Annotated in this window: 17 protein-coding genes; all 17 read right to left on the bottom strand. The window is 59.1% G+C overall.

Features of this window, described 5'->3' with window-relative positions; translation table 11 throughout:
- A complete protein-coding gene (locus RCI20_RS06185) occupies positions 1-1,710 on the bottom strand; it encodes a GspE/PulE family protein (RefSeq protein ID WP_306603697.1) in 1,710 nt (569 codons plus the stop codon).
- Between the two features lie 138 nt (positions 1,711-1,848).
- Positions 1,849-3,141: a DEAD/DEAH box helicase gene (locus RCI20_RS06180; RefSeq protein WP_306603696.1), complete on the bottom strand. Its 1,293-nt coding sequence runs from the start codon at positions 3,139-3,141 to the stop codon at positions 1,849-1,851.
- A gap of 49 nt (positions 3,142-3,190) precedes the next feature.
- A complete protein-coding gene (locus RCI20_RS06175; RefSeq protein ID WP_306603695.1) occupies positions 3,191-4,435 on the bottom strand; it encodes an HD-GYP domain-containing protein in 1,245 nt (414 codons plus the stop codon).
- Positions 4,432-5,619, bottom strand: coding sequence for an O-succinylhomoserine sulfhydrylase (locus RCI20_RS06170; RefSeq protein ID WP_306603694.1), 1,188 nt, complete (start codon positions 5,617-5,619; stop codon positions 4,432-4,434). The genes RCI20_RS06175 and RCI20_RS06170 overlap by 4 nt, the downstream gene beginning before the upstream one ends.
- Positions 5,619-7,157: an amidophosphoribosyltransferase gene (gene purF / locus RCI20_RS06165; RefSeq protein ID WP_306603693.1), complete on the bottom strand. Its 1,539-nt coding sequence runs from the start codon at positions 7,155-7,157 to the stop codon at positions 5,619-5,621. The genes RCI20_RS06170 and purF overlap by 1 nt, the downstream gene beginning before the upstream one ends.
- A 13-nt stretch (positions 7,158-7,170) precedes the next feature.
- Positions 7,171-7,662, bottom strand: a complete 492-nt coding sequence (locus RCI20_RS06160) for a CvpA family protein (RefSeq protein ID WP_306603692.1) — start codon at positions 7,660-7,662, stop codon at positions 7,171-7,173.
- Positions 7,662-8,393, bottom strand: a complete 732-nt coding sequence (locus RCI20_RS06155; RefSeq protein WP_306603691.1) for an SPOR domain-containing protein — start codon at positions 8,391-8,393, stop codon at positions 7,662-7,664. Before RCI20_RS06155 ends, RCI20_RS06160 begins: the two co-directional genes overlap by 1 nt.
- A gap of 3 nt (positions 8,394-8,396) precedes the next feature.
- Positions 8,397-9,704, bottom strand: coding sequence for a bifunctional tetrahydrofolate synthase/dihydrofolate synthase (gene folC / locus RCI20_RS06150; RefSeq protein ID WP_306603690.1), 1,308 nt, complete (start codon positions 9,702-9,704; stop codon positions 8,397-8,399).
- Entirely contained in the window at positions 9,701-10,573 is an 873-nt protein-coding gene (gene accD, locus RCI20_RS06145; protein ID WP_306603689.1) for an acetyl-CoA carboxylase, carboxyltransferase subunit beta, read from the bottom strand. The genes folC and accD overlap by 4 nt, the downstream gene beginning before the upstream one ends.
- The gene (gene trpA, locus RCI20_RS06140; RefSeq protein ID WP_306603688.1) at positions 10,570-11,376 is read right to left on the bottom strand and encodes a tryptophan synthase subunit alpha; all 807 of its coding nucleotides are present in this window, start codon (positions 11,374-11,376) and stop codon (positions 10,570-10,572) included. The genes accD and trpA overlap by 4 nt, the downstream gene beginning before the upstream one ends.
- Position 11,377: 1 nt before the next feature.
- A complete protein-coding gene (gene trpB / locus RCI20_RS06135) occupies positions 11,378-12,577 on the bottom strand; it encodes a tryptophan synthase subunit beta (protein WP_306603687.1) in 1,200 nt (399 codons plus the stop codon).
- Positions 12,564-13,205 (bottom strand): phosphoribosylanthranilate isomerase, encoded by a 642-nt coding sequence (locus RCI20_RS06130; RefSeq protein ID WP_306603740.1) that lies wholly within the window; start codon positions 13,203-13,205, stop codon positions 12,564-12,566. The genes trpB and RCI20_RS06130 overlap by 14 nt, the downstream gene beginning before the upstream one ends.
- Positions 13,206-13,231: 26 nt before the next feature.
- Complete coding sequence (gene truA / locus RCI20_RS06125) at positions 13,232-14,020, bottom strand: tRNA pseudouridine(38-40) synthase TruA (RefSeq protein WP_306603686.1); 789 nt, start codon at positions 14,018-14,020, stop codon at positions 13,232-13,234.
- On the bottom strand, positions 14,017-14,607 hold the full coding sequence (locus tag RCI20_RS06120) for a hypothetical protein (protein WP_306603685.1): 591 nt from the start codon (positions 14,605-14,607) through the stop codon (positions 14,017-14,019). Before RCI20_RS06120 ends, truA begins: the two co-directional genes overlap by 4 nt.
- A 66-nt stretch (positions 14,608-14,673) precedes the next feature.
- The gene (locus tag RCI20_RS06115) at positions 14,674-17,829 is read right to left on the bottom strand and encodes a FimV/HubP family polar landmark protein (protein ID WP_306603684.1); all 3,156 of its coding nucleotides are present in this window, start codon (positions 17,827-17,829) and stop codon (positions 14,674-14,676) included.
- A gap of 269 nt (positions 17,830-18,098) precedes the next feature.
- Positions 18,099-19,421: a sigma-54 dependent transcriptional regulator gene (locus tag RCI20_RS06110; RefSeq protein WP_306603683.1), complete on the bottom strand. Its 1,323-nt coding sequence runs from the start codon at positions 19,419-19,421 to the stop codon at positions 18,099-18,101.
- Positions 19,418-21,334 (bottom strand): ATP-binding protein, encoded by a 1,917-nt coding sequence (locus RCI20_RS06105; RefSeq protein WP_306603682.1) that lies wholly within the window; start codon positions 21,332-21,334, stop codon positions 19,418-19,420. Before RCI20_RS06105 ends, RCI20_RS06110 begins: the two co-directional genes overlap by 4 nt.
- Between the last annotated feature and the right edge of the window lie 77 nt (positions 21,335-21,411).

The following is a 21,411-nucleotide window of genomic DNA, read 5'->3' as shown; positions in this document are numbered from 1 at the left end:
TTATTCCTCGAACTGATTACTGATGCGCATGGCTTCGGCAATGGTGGTTTTACCGGCAAGCACAAGTCGAACTGCGTCGCGACGCAGGGTTTCACCGGCCATTTGCTCACGCGCCGCACGCATGAAGACACTGGGGTCATCATCGTTGATCGCTTCGACCAGCGCATCGCTCATTTCGAGGAATTCATAAACCCCGCTCCGTCCCTGATAACCCGTATTAGCGCAGTGGGCACAGCCGCGGCCATGTTGGTAAGTGTGCTGATCGGCTTCACCCCCCAGTTCATAGCGCAGCCATTCGTGTTCATTCGGCGTTGGCATGTAACGCTCGCTGCAATTGGCGCAAATGACGCGAACCAGACGCTGCGCGACGATCATGTGCACCGACAAGGCGACCATGTAACGCGGCACGCCCATATCGAGCAGGCGAATTGGCGTGGACATGGCGTCGTTGGTGTGCAGTGTAGACAAGACCAAGTGGCCAGTCATGGCGGCACGCATGCCGATTTCTGCCGTCTGCTGATCGCGCATTTCGCCGATCAACACGATGTCCGGATCCTGACGCAGCACGGTACGCAGGACGCGGGCGAAGGAGAGGTCGATTTTTTCATGCACCTGCACCTGGTTCAGGCCGGGCAAGCGGTATTCAACCGGGTCTTCGACGGTAATCAGCTTTTTCTCTGGACTGTTCAGTTCGTTCAGCGCGGCATACAGCGTTGTCGTTTTACCCGAGCCGGTCGGACCGGTGACCAGCACCATGCCACTTGGCCGTTTCAGCGCATGACGGAAACGCTCCAGCACGCGCGGCGGCATGTTCATCTTGTCCAGCCCGAGCATGCCGGTATTCTGGCTGAGCAAACGCATGACGATGGATTCGCCATACTGGGTCGGCAAGGTCGAGATACGGACATCCAGTGGATTGGCCCGTACCTTGATACCAAAACGCCCGTCTTGCGGCAGGCGTTTTTCGGAAATGTCGAGGCCGGACATCAGTTTGAGGCGCAGCGCAACGGCTGACGACACCTTGGCATCGGCTTCGGTCTGGATATGCAGCACGCCGTCGATCCGGAAACGGATGCGCAGGGACTTTTCCTGTGGTTCGAAATGAATGTCGGAAGCGCGTAGCCGAACCGCTTCTTCAAACACGGTTTGCAGCAGTTTGACCACCGGCGCATCTTCGGCCCCCGGCGCCGTGCCGAGCAATTCACCGAACTCGATGGGCGTATCGCCCAATTCTGCGGTCAACTCCTTGGCCAGACCAGTAATCTGCTCACCACGGTGGTAAACCCGATCAATCAGGCCAAGCAACTGGCTCTCAGTGACCACCGCCTGTTCGATATCGCGCTTCAGGACGCGGGTGATTTCATCGTAAGCCTGCAGATCGGTCGGGTCCGACATGCCGACTTGTAGCCGACCATCGGGCAACTGATCGAGAATCAGCGCACGAAAGCGACGGGCTGGTGCTTCCGGCAAGAGCTTGATCAGTTCAGGTCGAGGCGTGAAATTGCGGAGATCGACAAAGGGCGCACGCAATTGATGCGCCAGTGCTTTGGAAATACCTTCTTCGGTGACGTAACCGCTTTCGACAAACACCCGGCCCAGTTTGCGACCGGTGCGTTTTTGCTCTTCAAGCGCCAGCTTCAACTGCTCCATGGTGAGCAAGCCTTGCTCGATGAGCATGTCACCTAGACGAATTTTCTGCGGGGGGGGCATCCCAACCTCCAAAACACCTTAAAAACCAGCGTTAACGATATGAAATTATGGCAACAGCTTCAACAGTAGTGGTTTTTTCCGGCGCCAACAAGCCCGTTTCCACAATCAGGGGAAACAGGCCTGTTGAGCGAAAGCGGATCAACGATGCCGACTGCCGCTGCGATGTTGTTGCGGTCCACCGGGCTTTTGGGCTGTTTTTGTCCCCGGCGCACGACCAGGCTGGGCCGGCTTGCGAGCGCCGCGTGGCGGCTGGGCTGGACGCGGTACCGCATGGGCGGATTGCTCGAAGCCGGGAATCACGACGCGCTCGATGCTGCGCTTGATCAGCTTTTCAATGTCTTTCAGGTTGCCGCGCTCGTCGTGGCAAACCAGCGACAGTGCTTCACCTTCCATGCCGGCACGGCCGGTCCGGCCAATCCGATGCACGTAATCTTCCGGCACATTGGGCAGTTCGTAATTGATCACGTAGGGCAAGGCATCAATGTCGATGCCACGGGCGGCGATATCGGTAGCGACCAGCGCGACCAGTTTGCCATCCTTGAAATCGGACAAGGCGCGAGTACGCGCGCCTTGCGACTTGTCACCATGAATCGCCGCCGACTTGATGCCGGCCTTGTCCAAGGTCCGCGCCAGCGCATCTGCACCATGCTTGGTACGGGCAAAAACCAGCACTTGGTGCCAACCGCGCGTCTCGAACAGATGACAAAGCAGTTCCTTCTTCTTTTCGCGGTCGGTTTCGATGACCCGCTGCGTCACGGTTTCGGCCGAGGTATTGCGCGGCGCCACATCGACCGACACCGGGTTGTTCAGCAAACCGCTGGCCAACTCACGGATTTCCGGCGAGAAGGTGGCCGAGAACATCAGGTTCTGCCGTTGCTTCGGCAACAGCGCGATGATCTTGCGAATATCGCGGATGAAACCCATGTCGAGCATGCGATCAGCTTCATCAAGGACGAAAATCTCGATTGCCGAAAGGTCGACCGTACGCTGCTGCACGTGATCAAGCAGACGACCCGGCGTTGCCACCAGGACATCGACACCGCGGCGTAGATTGGCAATCTGCGGATTGATGCCGACACCGCCAAACACAGCCAGCGAATTGATCGGCAAATGCTTACCGTAGATCCGCACACTTTCCTCGACCTGAATCGCCAGTTCGCGGGTTGGGGTCAACACCAGAACGCGCGGGGTTTTGGCGACGCGGGTCAGGCGGTCATTGCTTGTGCCATTCGGGCCGGAAACCAGTCGATGCAGGATGGGCAAGGTAAAACCGGCGGTTTTGCCGGTGCCGGTCTGGGCAGTTGCCATCAGGTCGTGGCCAGCCAGCACAGCGGGAATCGCTTGCTGTTGAATGGGGGTCGGCGTGTCGTAGCCCTGTTCGGCCACGGCACGTTGAAGTTCGGCCTTCAGGCCGAGTTCGGAAAACAGCATGTAATACTCCGGAAATTGCTTCTGATGGCCGAAAATTCGGCGGTGAAGGTCAGTTGACGCCTTCAATGTAGTAGTCGACCCGACCGCGCGGCGCCAGGTACTCAACGACGGCCAGCGGTATTTTGGCCGGATTGAGCGCGCTCTCTATCTTGGTGTTAGCTTCGCTCAGGTCGAGCAACAAAGCTTCGGTGCGCGGGACGTCGGGATCATACAGCATGACCAGCGGACGAAGCAGGTCACCGGTGTTGGTTTCCACCACCAGACCAATACTTCCATCATCCAGGGCAACGAAACAACCCGGTGGATAAACCCCCACGGCCCGGACAAACATCTGCAGCAAGGCCGGGTCAAAATACGCGCCTTCATGCTTGAACAAATACGCCACAGCCTCGCCCGGCGTTTTTGCCGTACTTAAATCGAACGGGTTGCATAGATTGTCGTAACGATTGGCAATCGCCACGATGCGCGCCAGACGTGGAATCTTGCTTTCCAGCAAACGACTCGGAAAACCGCTGCCATCCCAACGCTCGTGGTGACAGGCAATGATATTCCTGGCCCCTGCTGCCAACTCGGTCATCGCCGCAGCGTGCTTGATGCCATAACCGACATGGGCCTGATAAAACTGCTCTTCGGAAGCGGTACGCTTGGCATTGCGCAGGATACGCGCCGGCACATCCACCTTGCCGATATCGTGAAACAGCGCCCCAAGACCTAACTGACGCAGTTGTTCTTCGTCCAGCCCCGCTTCTTTGCCAAGCAGCAGCGAAAGCACCGAAACGTTCATCGCATGTTGTGCCACGCCCGCTTCCTTGACCTTCATGTTGACCAGATGGATAGCCACGCTCTTGCTACCGATCAGACCGCCCACCAGACGACCGATGGTCGACTTTGCCCGATTGAACGACTCCGCAGGCCGACTGTGCAGCGCCTTCAGGATGTCGCCCACGCCGGTGGCTTCCTGCTCATATAAACGCTCACAACGCGCCAGCCCTTCACGCTGCGCGCGCACTTTTTCGGTACGGTCACGCTTGCTGTCCAGCATGGAGGCAATCACCCCGGCAGAAAAATCTTCTTCCGGTTCACTTTCCGGCGCTTTCTCCGGCAGGGGCTGAGCCGTGCTGCGCGCGGGGTCCCATTCGATTTCCTTCAAACCAAGGCTGCGCAGCACCTTGATCTGTTCAGCGTCAGCAATGCGAAACCGGTTGAGCAGAAACGGATGCTCCAGCCAGCCCAGGCCACTGATCGAGATGAAAATGCCAGGTTGCAGTCGGTCGACCGAAATAAGCTGCTTCATCCGGCAATCCGCGCCAGCCCTCGCTCGAGGTCGGCTTGCAAGTCTTCCACGGCTTCCAGGCCCACCGCAATACGCAACAAGCCCTCATTGATACCGGCCGCCGCCCGTGCTTCCGGGGTAATGCGGCCATGCGTGGTCGAAGCGGGATGGGTAATCGTGGTCTTGGTGTCGCCCAAATTAGCGGTGATGGACAGCAAGTGGCAATTGTCGACCACGGTCCAAGCTTCGTCACGTCCGCCCTTCACTTCAAACGATACGATGGCACCGCCGGATTTCTGCTGGGTTTTGGCCAGTTCGTATTGCGGATGCGACGGCAAACCGGGATAGAAGACGCGTGCGACTTTCGGATGCGCTTCCAGCCAGGCGGCCAGTTTCGCCGCCCCGGCAGCTTGCGCATCCAGACGAATCTTCAGGGTTTCCAGTCCCTTCAGCAGCACCCAGGCATTGAACGCGGACAGCGTCGGGCCAGCGGTGCGCAGGTACTTGAAGACTTCGTCGGTCAGCTTCTTCGGTCCGCACACGGCACCGCCCAGCACGCGGCCCTGGCCGTCGATGTATTTGGTGGCCGAATGAACGACCAGATCAGCCCCCATTGCGAGCGGCTTTTGCAGGATCGGCGAGCAGAAACAGTTGTCGACGGCAACCAGAATGCCCTTGGCGTGCGCGATTGCGGTCAACGCCCGAATATCGGCAATTTCGGTCAGCGGATTGGATGGGGTTTCGAGGAAAAACAGCTTCGTTTCCGGACGGATCGCCGCTTCCCATGCAGCGGGGTCGGTGTGCGAGACGAAAGTCGTCGTGATGCCGGTACGCGACAGGATGTTGTTGAACAGCTGAACGGTCGCGCCAAACAGGCTGTTCGACGCGACGATGTGGTCGCCCTGCTTCAGGTGCGCCAGGCACAGCGCCATGATGGCCGACATGCCGCTGGCCGTGGCCACGCAATCTTCGGCACCTTCAAGCGCCGCCAGACGCTCTTCGAACATGGTGACGGTCGGGTTGGAAAAACGGGCGTAAACATTCCCTTCTTCCTCACCGGAAAAACGCTTCGCTGCCTGTGCCGCACTCTGGAAAACAAAGCTGGAGGTCAGGTACAGCGCCTCGGAATGCTCGCCAAACTGGCTTCGTTCCTGGCCGGCACGCACCGCCAGGGTTTCGGGACGGTAGTTTTCCATGCCGGTCATCAGTTCTGTCCGCTATTGCCCAGACCGAGCACCATTTGTTCCGAAGAACTGTTGTCGCCATCGTCGTCGTTTTTGGACGGCTTACCGTTACGCTTGCCTTCCACTGCGTCGAGGTAATACGAGTCGATATCACCGGTAATGTAGTGGCCGTCGAAACAGGAGGCGTCGAACACCGTCAGATCGCTGCGCAGCCGGGTTACCGACTCCTTCAAGGCCTCCAGATCCTGATAGACCAGGGCATCGGCACCGATCTCAGCGGCGATCTGGGCATCCGTCCGGCCGGTGGCGATCAATTCGGCACGCGTCGGCATGTCGATACCGTAGACATTCGGGAACCGCACCGGGGGCGCGGCAGAGGCGAAATACACCTTGGTCGCCCCGGCGGCACGGGCCATTTCGACAATTTCCCGGCTGGTCGTGCCGCGTACGATGGAGTCATCGACCAGCAACACCCGCTTGCCTTTGAATTCCTGGCCAACAGTATTCAACTTCTGCCGCACCGATTTCTTGCGCATGGCCTGACCGGGCATGATGAAGGTCCGGCCGACATAGCGGTTTTTCACAAACCCTTCACGGAACGGGATATTCAGCGCGTGCGCCAGTTGCATCGCGGAAGGCCGGCTGGAGTCGGGAATGGGAATGACCACATCAATTTCGTTGACCGGAATATTCTGTTTGACCTTCTCAGCCAGCAGTTCGCCCATCGCCAGACGAGCTTCGTAAACCGGCACGCCGTCGATCACGGTGTCCGGGCGAGCCAGATAGACATATTCAAAAATACACGGCGCATACATCGCCTGCTGTGCGCACTGCCGACTGTGCAGATTGTGGTTGAGATCAACGAATACTGCCTCGCCCGGTTCGATATCGCGCACCACCTCGAAACCCAGGGTATCGAGCGCGACCGATTCAGAAGCGATCAGGTACTCGGTACCTTCCGGTGTCTCGTTCTTGCCGTAAATCAGCGGACGGATGCCGTGCGGATCGCGGAAAGCCAGCAGACCGTAACCGGCGATAATGGCAACAACAGCATAAGCCCCCCGGCAACGGCGATGCACGCCCGCCACCGCCTGGAAAATGCTGTCCACATCGAGCTCGTAGCCATGCGCCGCCGACTGCAGCTCATGCGCCAGCACATTGAGCAGGACTTCGGAATCCGAATTGGTATTGATGTGGCGACGATCCATGCGGAACATCTCGCCCTTCAACTGCTCGGCATTGGTCAGGTTGCCGTTGTGGCCGAGCACGATGCCGAACGGCGAATTGACGTAGAACGGCTGCGCTTCAGCAAAATTGTAGGCCGAACCGGCGGTCGGATAACGGACATGGCCAATACCGCAGTTGCCCGGCAAAGCCCGCATGTTGCGCGTGCGAAACACATCGCGCACCAAGCCGGGGCCTTTGTGCAGGTGAAAGGTATTACCTTCCGCCGTCGCAATACCCGCTGCATCCTGGCCGCGATGCTGCAGCACCATCAAACCATCGTAAAGCAACTGATTGACCGGCGTGGTCGCCAAGACACCGAGAATCCCGCACATAGTTTTTTCCTGACTAACTGAATCGAATTCGTTTGGCCAAATCGTGCGGCAACATGGGTTTCATCACCAGCACGGCTGTTTCAAGAGGTGGCGCCAGCGTCGCACCGCGCCACCAAGGTTGGGTCGGCGCGGCGGTCATGCCACCGAGCGCGACCAGCACCAGCGTTATGAGAAGACCACGGGCCAGGCCAAAAAACATGCCGAGCAAGCGATCGGAAACGGACAAGCCAAGCGCCTTGACGGCCTTGACGATGAGGATGCGAATGATCGCCATGACGATCAGTACGCCGAGAAATACCAGCACACAGCCTACCAGTGCCCGCAAGGTCGGATCATTGATACCGCCGGGCAGCATAGCGCCGACTTCGCTACCGAACTGGAATGCGGCAAAAATCCCCAGACCCCAGGCAATCAGTGCAATGATTTCGCTGACCATACCGCGCCACAGGCCGAAAGCCAGCGACAACACGATGATGGTGAGTGCGATATAGTCAAAAAGCGTCATTATTTGGCAGCGACAACACCAGAAACACCAATGCGCTTCATTTTATCCAGCGCCTTTTCCGCCGCATCGCGACTGGCAAAAGGCCCGGCCCGCACGCGGATTTTCTTACCTTGCGGGGTATCCAGCGGCTCGGTAAATGTTTTGATTCCCTGCTCGCCCAGTTTTTTCCTGATCGTTACCACGTTGGCTTGGTTCGAGAATGCACCGATCAGCACCAGATGTTCGCCAGCCGCAGCTGCCGGGGCGGGCGCGAGTCCCTGCCCCGCCAGGATGGCAGCAGCCCGCTTGGCATCGTCGTTAGCAACAGGTTTAGGTGGCGTCGGTTCAGGTTTCTCTGCTGGTTTGACGGGTTTTTCAACAGGTTTGGGAAGCGTCTTCGCCGGCGGCAGCTTCTCGATTGCCGGCTTCTCGACCGGAACTGCCTTGAGCGGCGTATCGCGCACAGGATCAACGCTTCGCGCGGGTGCCGCGTCAGCCGGGCGGGCTGCAGGTGCATCCTCGGCGGGCAGCTTTTCCGCCGGTCCTTCCTGCGGTGCGGCAGCAAAACGCGGGGCAAATGCCTTGTCGTCCTGACCCGGAATGCTGATTTCCACATCCTGCACCGGCGGACGCGGATCGTGGTCCATGATCATGGGCAGGACAAGGGCCACCACGGAAACGAAAAAAACCGCACCGACCAGGCGCCGGCGAGCACGTTTCTTGAGTTGCGTTTGAGCGTCGTTGTCTTCCATCAATCAGGCTTTCCTGCCGAGCGCTTCGAGTGCTCCGGCCACCGTGTAGAACGATCCGAAGGCCAGAATTCTATCACTTTCCCCGGCGCTCTCCCGGGCGGCCTGCATGGCGGCTACTGGTGTGTCGTAGCAAACGACCTCGCCCCCCAGTTCACCAGCCCGCACCAGATCGGCCAAAACGGTAGCCGGCGTAGCACGCGGACCGCTCAGTGTCGCCAGATGCCAGACATCGACGCGCCCCTTGAGCGGCGCCAGCGCACCGGCAATATCCTTGTCGGCCAGCATGCCGACGACCGCATGGGTCGCATTGAAAAAACCCATATTGGACAAATTGCCGGCAAGCACCGAGACGGCTTGCGGGTTATGGCCGACATCGAGAACGATGGCCGGCTTGCCGGGAATGACCTGGAAGCGGCCGGTCAGTTCGGTTTCGATCAAGCCCGGCCGGATCGCCTGCATGGTTACCGGCAACTTGTCGACGATGGCTTCCAGCGCAGCCAATGCGACGGCTGCATTGAGCAACTGGGTCGGGCCGCGCAGGCCGGGAAAGGCCAGCGAGCGTTTGATCAACTGGTCGCCCGAGCGACACCACCAGCGCCATTGCAGGCGATTTTCCGCCGCCTCGGCAGCCGGCCGCTCGAAACCGAAATCGCGGCCGAGCAAACGCAAATCGGCACCGATCACTGCGGCATGATCGAGCAGCGATTGCGGCGGGTTAGGATCGGCACACAAGGCCGGCTTGCCGGCCCGGTAGATTCCTGCTTTCTCGAAACCGATGGACTCCCGATCCGGCCCCAGCCAGTCGGTGTGATCCAGCGCCACGCCGGTAACAATGGAAACATCCGGTTCGTAGGCGTTGACCGCATCAAGACGGCCACCCAGCCCCACTTCGAGCACAGCTGCCTCGACGCCGGCCGCAGCAAAGACCTCCCAGGCCGCCAGCGTGCCGAATTCAAAATAAGTCAGCGCCACGCCACTGCTCAGGCGCGCCGCCTCGACCCGCTCAAAGGCCGCACACAGCGCCGCGTCGGAAACCGCTTCGCCGTTCAGACGCACCCGCTCGTTGTAAGCCAGGATATGCGGCGAGGTATAGCAACCGACCTTGTAACCGGCTTTGGCAATGATGTTGGCCAGATAGGCGCAGGTCGAACCCTTGCCATTCGTCCCGCCGACCACGATTACCGGACAGTGTTGCTGCTGGCCGAGAACGGCCTTGACCTGGCGGATGCGGTCCAGACCCAGCTCGATGCCGGCTTGCCCTTTCGGGTGCAAGGCTTCGAGATGGGCCAGCCAGTCGTTCAGCGATTTCAAGCGGCGACCGGGAATTTTTGCAGTAGCGCCAAAGTCCGGGCAAGCTGATCGCGCATTTCGCGCCGATCCACGATCATGTCGACGGCCCCCTTTTCGAGCAGGAATTCAGCCCGCTGGAAGCCTTCCGGCAGGGTTTCACGCACGGTTTGTTCGATCACACGCGGGCCGGCGAAGCCGATCAGCGCCTTCGGTTCGGCAATTACCACATCGCCAACAAAGGCAAACGAGGCAGAAACGCCGCCCATGGTCGGGTCGGTCAGGATGGAGATGAAGGGCAGACCGGCTTCGGACAACTTGGTCAGCGCTGCCGTCGTCTTGGCCATCTGCATCAGCGAGAACAAGCCTTCCTGCATGCGTGCCCCGCCGGATGCGGTGATGCAAATGAACGCGGTGTTATGTTCCAGCGCCGCATTGACCCCGCGGACAAAACGCTCGCCAAGCACGGAACCCATTGAGCCGCCCATGAAGTCGAACTCGAAGGCCGCCGCAACAACCGGCAGGGTCTTGATGGCGCCCTGCATGACCACCATCGAATCCGTCTCGCCGGTATCGCGATTGGCTTCCATCAGACGATCCGGATACTTCTTGGAATCCTTGAATTTCAGCGTGTCGACCGGAACAACCTCGGCACCGATCTCGAAACGACCTTCCGGGTCGAGCAGCAGGTCAAGCCGCTGACGGGCGTTGATCCGGTGATGATGGCCGCACTTTGGGCAAACCTGCAGATTGCTCGCCAGATCGGTGGCATAGAGTACGGCTTCGCAGGCCGGGCACTTGCTCCACAAACCTTCCGGCAGATTGCCGCGGCGCTGCTGCACGCCCTGTTCACGCTTGATTTTCGGGGGGAGAAGTTTGGTCAACCAGCTCATTTTTTTACCTCATCCACACCGCGACGAATGTCCGCAACCAGCGTCTTGACGTTGGCACAGGCCGTTTCTGCGGTCGACTGCTCAATTTCTTCAATAATGCGACTACCGACGACGATGGCATCGGCAAAGACGGCAATGCGCGACGCGGTGGCCGCATCGCGAATACCGAAGCCGACACCGACCGGCAGCCCGGTTTTTTGCCGGATGGCCGGCAACTTTTCAGCGACCGCCTCGACATTCAGCGCGCCGGAACCAGTGACCCCGGCCAGCGACACGTAATACACATAGCCGCTGGCGATTTTTGCCACCTGCTCGATACGTTCTGCGGTCGACGTCGGCGCGATCAGGAAAATCGGATCCATGCCGTTCGCCTTCATCGCAGCACCGAATTTCTCCGCCTCTTCCGGCGGATAATCGACCACCAGCACGCCGTCCACGCCGGATTGCGCAGCCTTTTCGGCAAACACGTCGAGGCCCATGGCTTCGATGGGATTGGCGTAACCCATCAACACGACTGGCGTCTTGTCGTTTTCGGTACGGAAGGCGCTCACCCGCTGCAAGACCTTGCGCAGCGTCATGCCACGCGCCAATGCACGCTCGGAAGCCCGCTGGATGGTCGGGCCGTCGGCCATCGGATCGGAAAAAGGCACACCCAATTCGATGATGTCGGCCCCGGCATCGACCAGCGCATGCATCAACGGTACGGTCAGATCGGCGCTCGGATCACCAGCGGTAATGAACGGAATCAGCGCCTTGCGGCCCTCGCCATTGAGGCGTTCGAAAGCTTTTTGAATACGTGACATATCAGAACTGAATCCCTGATTTTTCGGCCACGGTATGCATGTCCTTGTCACCCCGACCGGAGAGGTTGACCAGCAGAATCTTGTCCTTGTCCAGCGTCGGCGCCAGCTTGGCGGCGTAGGCCAACGCGTGACTGGACTCCAGCGCCGGAATGATGCCTTCGATGCGACACAGCGTATGGAAAGCATCGAGCGCTTCGCTGTCGGTCACCGGCTGATACTCGGCGCGGCCGAGGTCTTTCAGCCACGCATGCTCCGGACCGACGCCCGGATAATCGAGACCGGCTGATACCGAATGCGTCTCGATGATCTGACCGTCTTCATCCTGCAGCAGGTAGGTGCGGTTGCCATGCAACACACCGGGTACGCCGGCAGTCAGCGACGCCGAATGACGGCCGGTTTCCATACCATCGCCAGCCGCTTCGACGCCAATCAGGCGAACGCCTTCGACGTTGATGTAGGGGTAAAAAATGCCCATCGCGTTGGAACCGCCACCGACACAGGCGATCACCGCATCCGGCTGACGCCCGGTCATTTCCGGCATCTGCTCCAGACATTCCTCGCCGATGATCTTCTGGAAATCTCGGACCAGCATCGGGTACGGGTGCGGGCCGGCCACCGTGCCGATGATGTAGAAGGTATTGTGGATGTTGGTCACCCAGTCGCGCATCGCTTCGTTCAGCGCATCCTTCAGCGTCTTCGAGCCGGATTCGACCGGCACGACAGTCGCCCCCAACAGCTTCATGCGATAGACGTTGGCCGCCTGGCGCTTGACGTCCTCGCTACCCATATAGACCACGCATTCCATGCCGTAGCGGGCGGCAACGGTTGCCGTCGCCACACCATGCTGGCCAGCACCGGTTTCAGCGATGACGCGCGGTTTGCCCATGCGTTTGGCGAGCATGGCCTGACCGATGCAGTTGTTCACCTTGTGCGCGCCGGTGTGATTCAAATCCTCGCGCTTCAGGTAAATCTGCGCGCCACCGAGCATTTCGGACCAGCGCTTGGCGTGGTAGATCGGCGACGGACGGCCGACAAAATGCTTCAGTTCATATTCGTATTCGGCCCGGAAGGCCGGATCGGCCTGCGCCGCGGCGTAAGCCTGCTTCAGTTCATCGAGTGCGCCAAACAGCGTCTCGGCCACGAACACACCACCGTAGGGGCCGAAATGGCCTTTGGCGTCTGGGAAGTTATATTGATTCATCGGCTTTCCGTACAGCCGCCACGAAGGCAGCGATTTTTTGGTGATCCTTGATGCCCTTACGTATTTCGCCCTTGCTCATTTCGACACCGGAAGAGACGTCGACCGCAAACGGTTGCACGCGTTCGATGGCGGCACCGACATTTTCTGCGGTCAACCCGCCGGAAAGTATCAAAAAGCCGGGTAGCCCCGGTGGAATCAGCGTCCAGTCAAAGACATGGCCACCCCCACCGTAACCGTCGACAAATGCATCCAGCAACAAACCCCGGGCGTCAGGAAACGAGCCGGCGAATTCTACCAGATCAAGCCCCGGCCTTACCCGTGCCGCTCTGAGATAAGGCCTTGAAAACTGACGGCAATACGCCGCATCCTCATCGCCGTGAAATTGCAGGACGTTGATCGGCACGGCGGCGCAGGCGGCCAGCACATTCTCTGCCGGCTCATTGACGAACAGGCCGACCACCTCGACAAAGGGCGGAATGCGCCGGACCAGTTCAGCCGCCCGCTGCGGCGTCACGTAACGCGGGCTGGGCGGGTAGAAGACGAAACCGATGGCGTCAGCACCGGCGGCGACAGCGGCATCGACATCTTCTTCGCGGGTCAGGCCGCAGATCTTGATGCGGGTTTTCATGGCGGCGGGTTTCATGTCAGCGGATTTCATTTCAACATTCCATCGAGAAAATCATCAACCGGCTCCGGCAAGTTCCACTGCGCTTCGTAAACCGGCCCGCGAAAATATAAGCCATCCGGCGAAAAGGTCGGCGCGGCCAGTTTGCGATCCTGCATCTGCAGCAGTTCGTCCACCCAGTCGGCCGCCCGCGCCCCCTTGCCGACATGCACCAGCGTGCCAACCAGGTTGCGCACCATGTGATGCAGGAAAGCAGTGGCAGCAAAATCGAAAACGAACATCGATCCGCATTGGCGCACGCTTGCTGCGCTCACGGTCTTGATCGGTGACTTGGCTTGGCACTGTGCAGCGCGGAAGGCGGAAAAATCGTGCTCACCGAGCAGTCGACCGCAAGCATCCTGCATCGCGGCCAAATCCAGCGGCAAATGAAACCAGCCGACTCGCCCCTGCCACAAGCCAGGACGCTGCGGCCGGTTGAGCAGCAGATAGCGATAGCGTCGGCCGCGAGCGCTGAAGCGAGCGTGAAAATTGTCGCCGACCGGTTGCGCCCAGCGCACCGCCACACCGTCCGGCAAATGGGTATTGACGCCGCGCACCCAGGCCGTCAATGGTCGGTCGACCGGCGCGTCGAAATGCACCACCTGTTGCGTCGCATGCACGCCGGCATCGGTGCGCCCGGCGCACATCGTACCGACAGACTGCCCGGCGATAACCGCCAGCGCCGCTTCCAGCACATCCTGCACCGTGCCGCCGCCAGCCTGGCTTTGCCAGCCGCGAAACGGCGTTCCGTAATATTCGACACCCAGCGCAATTCTCAAAATAGCACCACAACCATCAATAACGACAAGGCACCGGCAATCAGCAAACTGTCTCGCCCGGTCCACACAGCGGAGGCGAATTTTATGCTGTTCGCCCCATCGGCGAAATCCGGCTCGGCAAGCAAAATTTTTCGCCAGGCCCCTTTTTCCTGTGGTGTTTTCAGACTTTCCAACACCAGCGACAGACGCACGACCAGTCGCTCGGTATCCAGCCCAAAGTAGCGCCAGGGCTGCAGCACGCCCCACAGGCCAGCCAGCAGCCCATCCCGTCCCAAACGAACAAAAAGCCAGGACAGGCAACCGAGCATGACGATCAGCCGTACAGCATGCACACTGGCCTCTGCCAGCCCCTCGTAGGTCGGCGCCCAAACGATATCCGCGTACGCCTCACCGGGCGTGTTGTAAGCCAGGATCAGCCACAAGGTCGCCAGCAACCAGCGCGCCCGACGCACGAAACCCAACCACGGCTGAGCGACACCAGGAACCAGCATCAACAGCACGGCACACGCCGACAAACCCGGGTAGTCAAGGGACTGAACCGCCACTAGAGCGGCAAACCATGCAATGAGCGCGGAAGAAGGATGCAACAAAAAGAGGCTCCATAAATACAAATGGCCCCACACGGGGCCATTTGCCGTTTGCCAGACAGTATTTTAACCGCCCACGCGCTCAAGAATTGCCTTGGCCTGCGCCGCCAAGTCGGGAGGACCGTCGCCAAGGACTTCCTGCAGCAACTCGCGAGCACCTTCCAGATCACCCATTTCTTCGTAGGCTTTGGCAAGATCCAGCTTGGTATTGACCTCCTCCCAATGCGGATCGTTCGGCGCAGCAAATGCAGCCTCTTCGAGCTCGACCGGGATTATGTCGTCACCTGCGGGCCCGGCAGAAAAATCCACAAGCTGGCTGTTCGGTGCTGCTGACAAATCGAGATTGATCGCACCGAGATCGAATTCAGAAGCAGGCACCGACTCGCCAAGAACGGCTGAATCACCGAGACTGACATCGAAATCCATCTCATTGCCCGCATCGGCGCTTGGCACAGACGAAATATCAGGAAAATCATCTGTCACGACCGCGAGATCTGTATCCACAGATTTGGCTGTCGGTGCCTTGGTGATTCCGGACAGCGGCAACTCAAACTCCGGCAAATCCGCCATGCCTGGCACAAAAGCCAAATCTTCCATCACGGAAACATCGACCGGAAGATCCGGCACCGTACCCACCGGCATCTCACCCAGATCGAACCCAGTATCAATCGAGTTTCCACCACCCACACCGCCTGCATTCACCACGGTTTCTTCCGGGGAAAAATCCATCGGCGAGACTGACTCTTTGGTGGCCGGCGGCGACAGATCAATGGCGCCGAAATCTGGCACGGCAAGATCATCAACAATCGGTTCAGCAACCGGCGGCTTGCCAACACCAAGCCCGGAATCACCGCCAACCATGCCACTCAGATCGAAATCAAGGGCCTCGGAAGAATCACTGTTCTCGGTGGCAGCAAAACCAGGCGTAACGACTGGCTCTGGCAGCGGATCAGCAACGGCATCAAGTTTTTTCTCGATGGGCTGCGATGCCTCAAAGGCGCTCCCCAGATCGAAGTCCAGACTCAAACCATCCTCAACCTCACCCAACCCGGCCGAGGACGAAAATTCCTGAGCCAGCGGTGTACTACTAACCAAGGTTGCCTCATAAGATGGCTCAGCGCCGGCAAGCTTGGCAGGCTCGGAAGAAAACCCCAATACATCGGTAGCCGACTGCTCATCACCCGTATCGCTGGCATCAAGCATCGGGACCATCCCGGCCATCGTCGCAGCAGCCTGGGCAGGCCGAACCACGAGCGTCGCATCAGGATCGAAGGTTTTCCCCGAGACGTCCGACAAACCTGCCGCGTGATCTTTTTGCCCGTACAACGGATTGGCAGGATCAATCCCGCCACCCAAAGCCGCGACTTTCTCCCACTCCGGCCCGATACCTGCCGTCTGTGCATACAACTCTGCAGCCAGGGTTTCAAATTGTTTGAGGCTGCGACGATTCGCATAAATCTCTAGCAACTTGGCATGGATGGCCAAACGATTCGGATCCTTCTGCATCGCTTCGAGCAGAATCTCCTCGGCTTGCGCATCCCGGCCATAGGCCATGTAGACATCCGCTTCGGCTACCGGATCAACATCATCGGTATCAATTGTGCCCGGACCAGCCTGACTGAACTCGCCGGTATGCTGCGGCACGCTACCGGTATCTACGCTCTGCCCCCCGGTTGAACCGAAAACAGAGTTTGGACCAAGACCGGAAGCCGCAGGCAAAGTTGTCGCCCCTTGGGATGACTGCCCCTGCTTGCGCCGGCGAAACACCAGTAAGCCCGTCAACAGAGCCAAGACCGCCGCACCGCCAGCCAAAGGCAACGGATCTTCCAAAAGCGAATCCAGCAAATCCGGCTCTTCGACAGCTACTGGCGCTAAAGGTACCGGCGGTGGCGGAGCCTTGGCAACCGGCGGAGCATCGACAGGCTTAGGCGCTGACTCAACAGGCACCTGGCTCGCTGTATCCGAAGCCTCAGCCTTCGGCGCGGCAACTGGCGGCACGGCCTCCGAGACAACCGGGGGAGTCATTGCTTCCACCGCAGGCTTCACCGGCTCCGCTGGTGCGGGAACGCTCGGCGCAACCGGCTTCTCAAGCTCGGCCAGTCGTTGATTCTTCATCGCGAGCAAGGTCTGCAACTCGCTAACATTTTTTTCCAGCATGGCAAGGCGGGTTTGTGCCTCCTGCAGCGCCTTCTCGCGAGCCAATTTATCCAAGTCGCTGCCATCGCCCTTCGCCGAAGCGTCAGCACGTGAAACCCGCACCTGATCCTTGAGCGGATCAATTGTGGGCATTTTTTCTTCAACTTTCGGCGTAATACGCCCGGCAGAACGCTGCACCGCTGGCGTGTCATCCTGCGAAGTTGTTGCTGCAGCAGTTGCCAACTTACGGCGGTAGGCCGAAAAATCACCGCTGGAAACATACACCTGACGCGCGTCTTTTTCAGATACGGCAGCCACAGCAGCCTCATCCGGAATATTCAGAATGGCACCCGCCTTCAAACGATGAATATCGTTGGCAATAAATGCATCCCGATTATTTCTGTACAAGCCGACCAGCATTTGCTCAAGCGAAACGCCAGGATATTGCGTTTCTCCGGCAATCTTGCGCAACGTATCGCCACGTTCGACAAGACGGGTCGTCTGATCGGGTTGCGACTTCGGCTTTTCAGTTTGCGCCGGCTTGGCTACCGGCTTGGCTGCAACAGGAGCAAGCGGCGCCACTCGTGGCTCCGGGAGACGCCCTCCGCCACGCACCGTCTCGACAACCTTTGCATCAACACTGCTTTGCAAACCTTGCGCCGCAGCAAACTCAGGCGGATCAAGCAGGAAAGTATATTCGCGAACCAAACGACCAGCCGGCCAATTCAACTCGACCAAAAAGTCAAGAAATGGGTCATTGACCGGACGCGTTGATGTCAGCTTGACAACCGACCTACCACCAGCCCGCTTCTCGATATCAAAACGCAAACTGGAGAGCGCTTGTGAAAAATCCACGCCGGCCTGTTTGAACACATCGGCCGATGCCAGACGAGCGGTCATTCCCGCCAGCTCCTCAGGGGTGGCCGATATTTCCACTTCCGCCCTGAGCGGTTGCCCCAAGCCGGAAAAAATCGTGAGTTTTCCAAGCCCGGCGGCTTCTGAAGCCACAGACGCAAGCGACAAACAGGAAGCGACGGCTACCGCCAGCGCACGTTTCTTGAGTTTGGAAGAATTATTCTCGGTCACGGCCATGCCCTGAGCGTTCAATTTGGGATAATCAAATTAACATCATGCACTTAGCAATGCAAGCTGAATTGCTTTCTCAGCATGGGGCAAAATCACCAAAACAACAGGAAATCAAGCAGTCGCACCACACAATACTCTTATACGATTTCTCTGCCTCCTTGTGCCCCCGCTCTTGCCGGACCTTGCTTTTACGGCAAAATATACTAATTCAGACGCTTTCCCAGGCTCCCGTTGCATTCTGCATCCACATCGGGTTCGTGCAAGCCGGCTCACTGTAATAAGCCATATTTTTTGAGTTTGTCGTGCATCGTCGTCCGGGCAACTTTCAGTGCATCCGCAGTACGTTGAATGTTGCCGTGCTGTCGTGAAAACTCGTCGGTAATCAACAAGCGCTCGTAGTTTTCCACCGCTTCGGTCAGCGAGGCCCTGCCGACCTCGCCGACCGGCGCCGCATCGCTGCCAATCCCGAGCACATGGCAATCGGCAACGTTCTTCAATTCGCGGATATTGCCCGGCCAGTCCTGTGCCATCAGGCGGTGCATATTTTCTGGGGAAACCACCGGCAATGGCCGGTTGTAGCGCTTGGCCGCCTGCAGCAGAAAAGCGTCGTAAAGCGCAGGAATATCCTCACGCCGCTCACGCAAGGGTGGCAACTCGATTCGCACAACATTCAGCCGGTAATAAAGATCAGCGCGGAACTTGCCCTGTTCCGACCAGATTTTCAAGTCTTCCTTGCTGGCCGCGACAATCCGGCAATTGACCGGAATCTGCTGGTTCGAACCGAGACGCTCGATAACCCGTTCCTGCAACACACGCAACAATTTGATCTGCATGCTCATCGGCATGCTTTCCAGTTCGTCGAGAAACAGCGTGCCGCCACTGGCATATTCAATCTTGCCGATACGCCGCTTCTGGGCACCGGTGAACGCACCGGACTCATGTCCGAACAGCTCACTATCAAGCAGATTGTCGGCCATGCCGCCACAATTGAGCGCGACATAGTTCTCTTGGCCGGCGCGCGACAAGTCGTGCAGGCAACGTGCGACCATTTCCTTGCCAGTTCCGGTTTCTCCGTAAATCAGTACGTCGACCCCAGCATCAGCGACATCCAGGATCAACCGGCGCACTTTCTGCATCTGCGGCGAGCGCCCGATCAACCGGGCCTCCAAGTCGTCACGCTGATCAAGACGGCGGCGCAAAGCCTCGACTTCCAGCACCAGCGCGCGCTTTTCCAGCGCCCGATGCACGACTTCGATCAGGTCGTCGGTCGAAAACGGCTTCTGCATGAAATCGTAGGCGCCATTGCGCATGGCCTCCACCGCCAGCGTCACATCACCATGGCCGGTGATGATGATCACCGGCAAACCAGTATCGCGCGCGCGCACCCGACACAACAGGTCCATGCCGCTAATCCCGGGCAGTCGCATATCGGTGACAACGACGCCGGGAAAATCGGCCGTCAGATATTTCTCGGCCTCTTCCGCAGAGGCAACGGCGACGACCGGAATACCAGCCAGTTGCATGGCCTGCTCACAACCGAGGCGAACATTCGGATCATCTTCAACAAGCAGGACCTGGAGCAGCATCTTCATGGCGTGGGTTTCCGGTAATCCGCCGGCAGTGGCGGCAGCAAGACGACGAAACGGGCGCCGCCCCCGGGTGCCGGCCCAGCCATCAGGTCACCGCCAAAATCGCGCAATATATCGCGCGAAATGGTCAGACCCAGGCCCAACCCTTCACCCGGTTGCTTGGTGGTAAAAAAAGGTTCAAACAAATGCGCCAGCGCCTCTTCGGAAAAGCCACAGCCGCTATCGCTGACCGCCAAAGCAAGTTTCCCTGAACTGGCCCGGTCCACGGCAAAGCTCAAACGCCGCACCGGCTCATCCTGCATCGCATCAAGGGCATTTCCGATCAGGTTGACCAACACCTGCTGCAGACGATTTCGATCGCACCATGCCATACCTGCATCGGCAGCGATGCGGCGCTCAATCACCACCGACTCCTTCTTCAGTCGCGACTCGAACAGGAATAATGCACCATCCAGCGCCTGCGCCAAGTCAACAGCGCTCGATACGGCAGGCGACTTGCGAGCAAAAGTTTTCAGCGGCCCGATGATATTCCCCATCTGCTCAGTCAACTGCTCGACGATAGCCAGATTCTTGCCAGCCGTCGCCGCATCGCCCCGGCGCATGAATTCGGCGGCATTGGCCGAGAGTGTGCGAATGGCACCCAGCGGCTGACTGAGTTCATGGGTAATGCCGGTGGCCATCTGACCAAGCACGGCCAACTTGGCGGCCTGCACCAGTTCAGCCTGCGCCGCGCGCAAAGTCTGTTCGGCGCGCTGCCGCTCCTGGACCTCGCGCTGCAGACCGCTAACTGCTTCCGATAGATCGGCAGTACGTTTTTCGACCTTGCATTCCAGTTCCTGATTGGCGCGTTCGAGCATCGCCCTGGCCTCCTCGCGTCCGCGCGCCAGGCGCCGCCGTTGGCGGGTGTAAAGGATGCCGAGCAGCAGACAGCCCAAGGCTGCGACGCTGAGCGCTGCATGCGTCGCAGCCTGCACGCCAACCGGCCGCAGATCGGAAAAAACGACAACGCGCCAGGCCGTTCCCGACAAGTGGCGAGCCATCGCCAAATATGGGCGGGCGCCCAGCGTCGGCGGCACGTCAGCGCGCAAGTGCCTGGGCAGATGGATGACTTTCCCCTCATTGGTCCCGTCGAGATCGATATCGAGACTGATCGTCCCCAGCGGTTGTCCGGCGAACTGCTGCCGACCGAGACGCTCCAGCACGGCTGGCGGCTGTTGATGCAAGGTTGCATAACGCCAGGTCGATGGCGACGCGAGCAAAACCACATCATTGCGGTCGACGATCAAGGCTGGCGCTTCCTGCGCCAGCCATCGCCGCTCGACCTCGCGAATGCCCGATTTGACGACGGCGACACCGATGATGGCCCATTCCCGAGTTTCGTCGCGGATCGGTAACGCAAAGTAATAACCCGGCTCATGCCGGACATGATCAACCGCATAATGGCGCGCTGGCGTACCCCGCACTGCATCGCGAAAGAACGGCATATACGACAGATCGGAGTCGAGCAGATTATCGGAGAATATCCAGTCGCTGGAAGCGACCACGCGGCCTGTCATATCAAGGACAAAAATGGCCGGGCCGCCCAGATGATCATTAAGCTTCTGCAGGAAGCGGTTGGCCTCGACCTGACGAATGTCCTGCGCCTCGCTCGGCGCACGCAGCAAAGCAAGCACATCCGGATTGAGTTCGACCGCACTAGGAATCGAGGCATGGCGCGTCACCTCGCTATCGATGGCAGCACCAAGAATGTCCAGTTGGTGCGAAGCATCCCGACGCATGGACTCAATACCAAAGTGCTCGGATACCCGATAGGAGAGGAGTGCCAACAGCAGAAAAGCGACAAGCAGTCCAAGCAAACCAAGCACGCGATGCGGACGGGGCAGCGAGCTTGGCAGGGAAGTGTCGGATTCCGGCATGATCATCGTCTGGGCTAATGGGTCATTGTACGGGGAATGCCACAGGCCCGGCTGAGCACAAGGAAGTGCAGCCAAGC

The sequence above is a fragment of the Azonexus sp. genome (assembly GCF_030824335.1).
Classification (GTDB): Bacteria; Pseudomonadota; Gammaproteobacteria; order Burkholderiales; family Rhodocyclaceae; genus Azonexus.
The sequence above is the reverse complement of the archived record's forward strand: the minus strand, read 5'-3'. Positions and strand labels throughout refer to the sequence as shown.

Coding starts and splice junctions, on each gene's coding strand:
- RCI20_RS06185 (WP_306603697.1), bottom strand. CDS start 1,710: ATGCCCCCCCCGCAGAAAATTCGTCTAGGTGACATGCTCATCGAGCAA.
- RCI20_RS06180 (WP_306603696.1), bottom strand. CDS start 3,141: ATGCTGTTTTCCGAACTCGGCCTGAAGGCCGAACTTCAACGTGCCGTG.
- RCI20_RS06175 (WP_306603695.1), bottom strand. CDS start 4,435: ATGAAGCAGCTTATTTCGGTCGACCGACTGCAACCTGGCATTTTCATC.
- RCI20_RS06170 (WP_306603694.1), bottom strand. CDS start 5,619: ATGACCGGCATGGAAAACTACCGTCCCGAAACCCTGGCGGTGCGTGCC.
- purF (WP_306603693.1), bottom strand. CDS start 7,157: ATGTGCGGGATTCTCGGTGTCTTGGCGACCACGCCGGTCAATCAGTTG.
- RCI20_RS06160 (WP_306603692.1), bottom strand. CDS start 7,662: ATGACGCTTTTTGACTATATCGCACTCACCATCATCGTGTTGTCGCTG.
- RCI20_RS06155 (WP_306603691.1), bottom strand. CDS start 8,393: ATGGAAGACAACGACGCTCAAACGCAACTCAAGAAACGTGCTCGCCGG.
- accD (WP_306603689.1), bottom strand. CDS start 10,573: ATGAGCTGGTTGACCAAACTTCTCCCCCCGAAAATCAAGCGTGAACAG.
- trpA (WP_306603688.1), bottom strand. CDS start 11,376: ATGTCACGTATTCAAAAAGCTTTCGAACGCCTCAATGGCGAGGGCCGC.
- trpB (WP_306603687.1), bottom strand. CDS start 12,577: ATGAATCAATATAACTTCCCAGACGCCAAAGGCCATTTCGGCCCCTAC.
- RCI20_RS06130 (WP_306603740.1), bottom strand. CDS start 13,205: ATGAAAACCCGCATCAAGATCTGCGGCCTGACCCGCGAAGAAGATGTC.
- RCI20_RS06110 (WP_306603683.1), bottom strand. CDS start 19,421: ATGAAGATGCTGCTCCAGGTCCTGCTTGTTGAAGATGATCCGAATGTT.
- RCI20_RS06105 (WP_306603682.1), bottom strand. CDS start 21,334: ATGCCGGAATCCGACACTTCCCTGCCAAGCTCGCTGCCCCGTCCGCAT.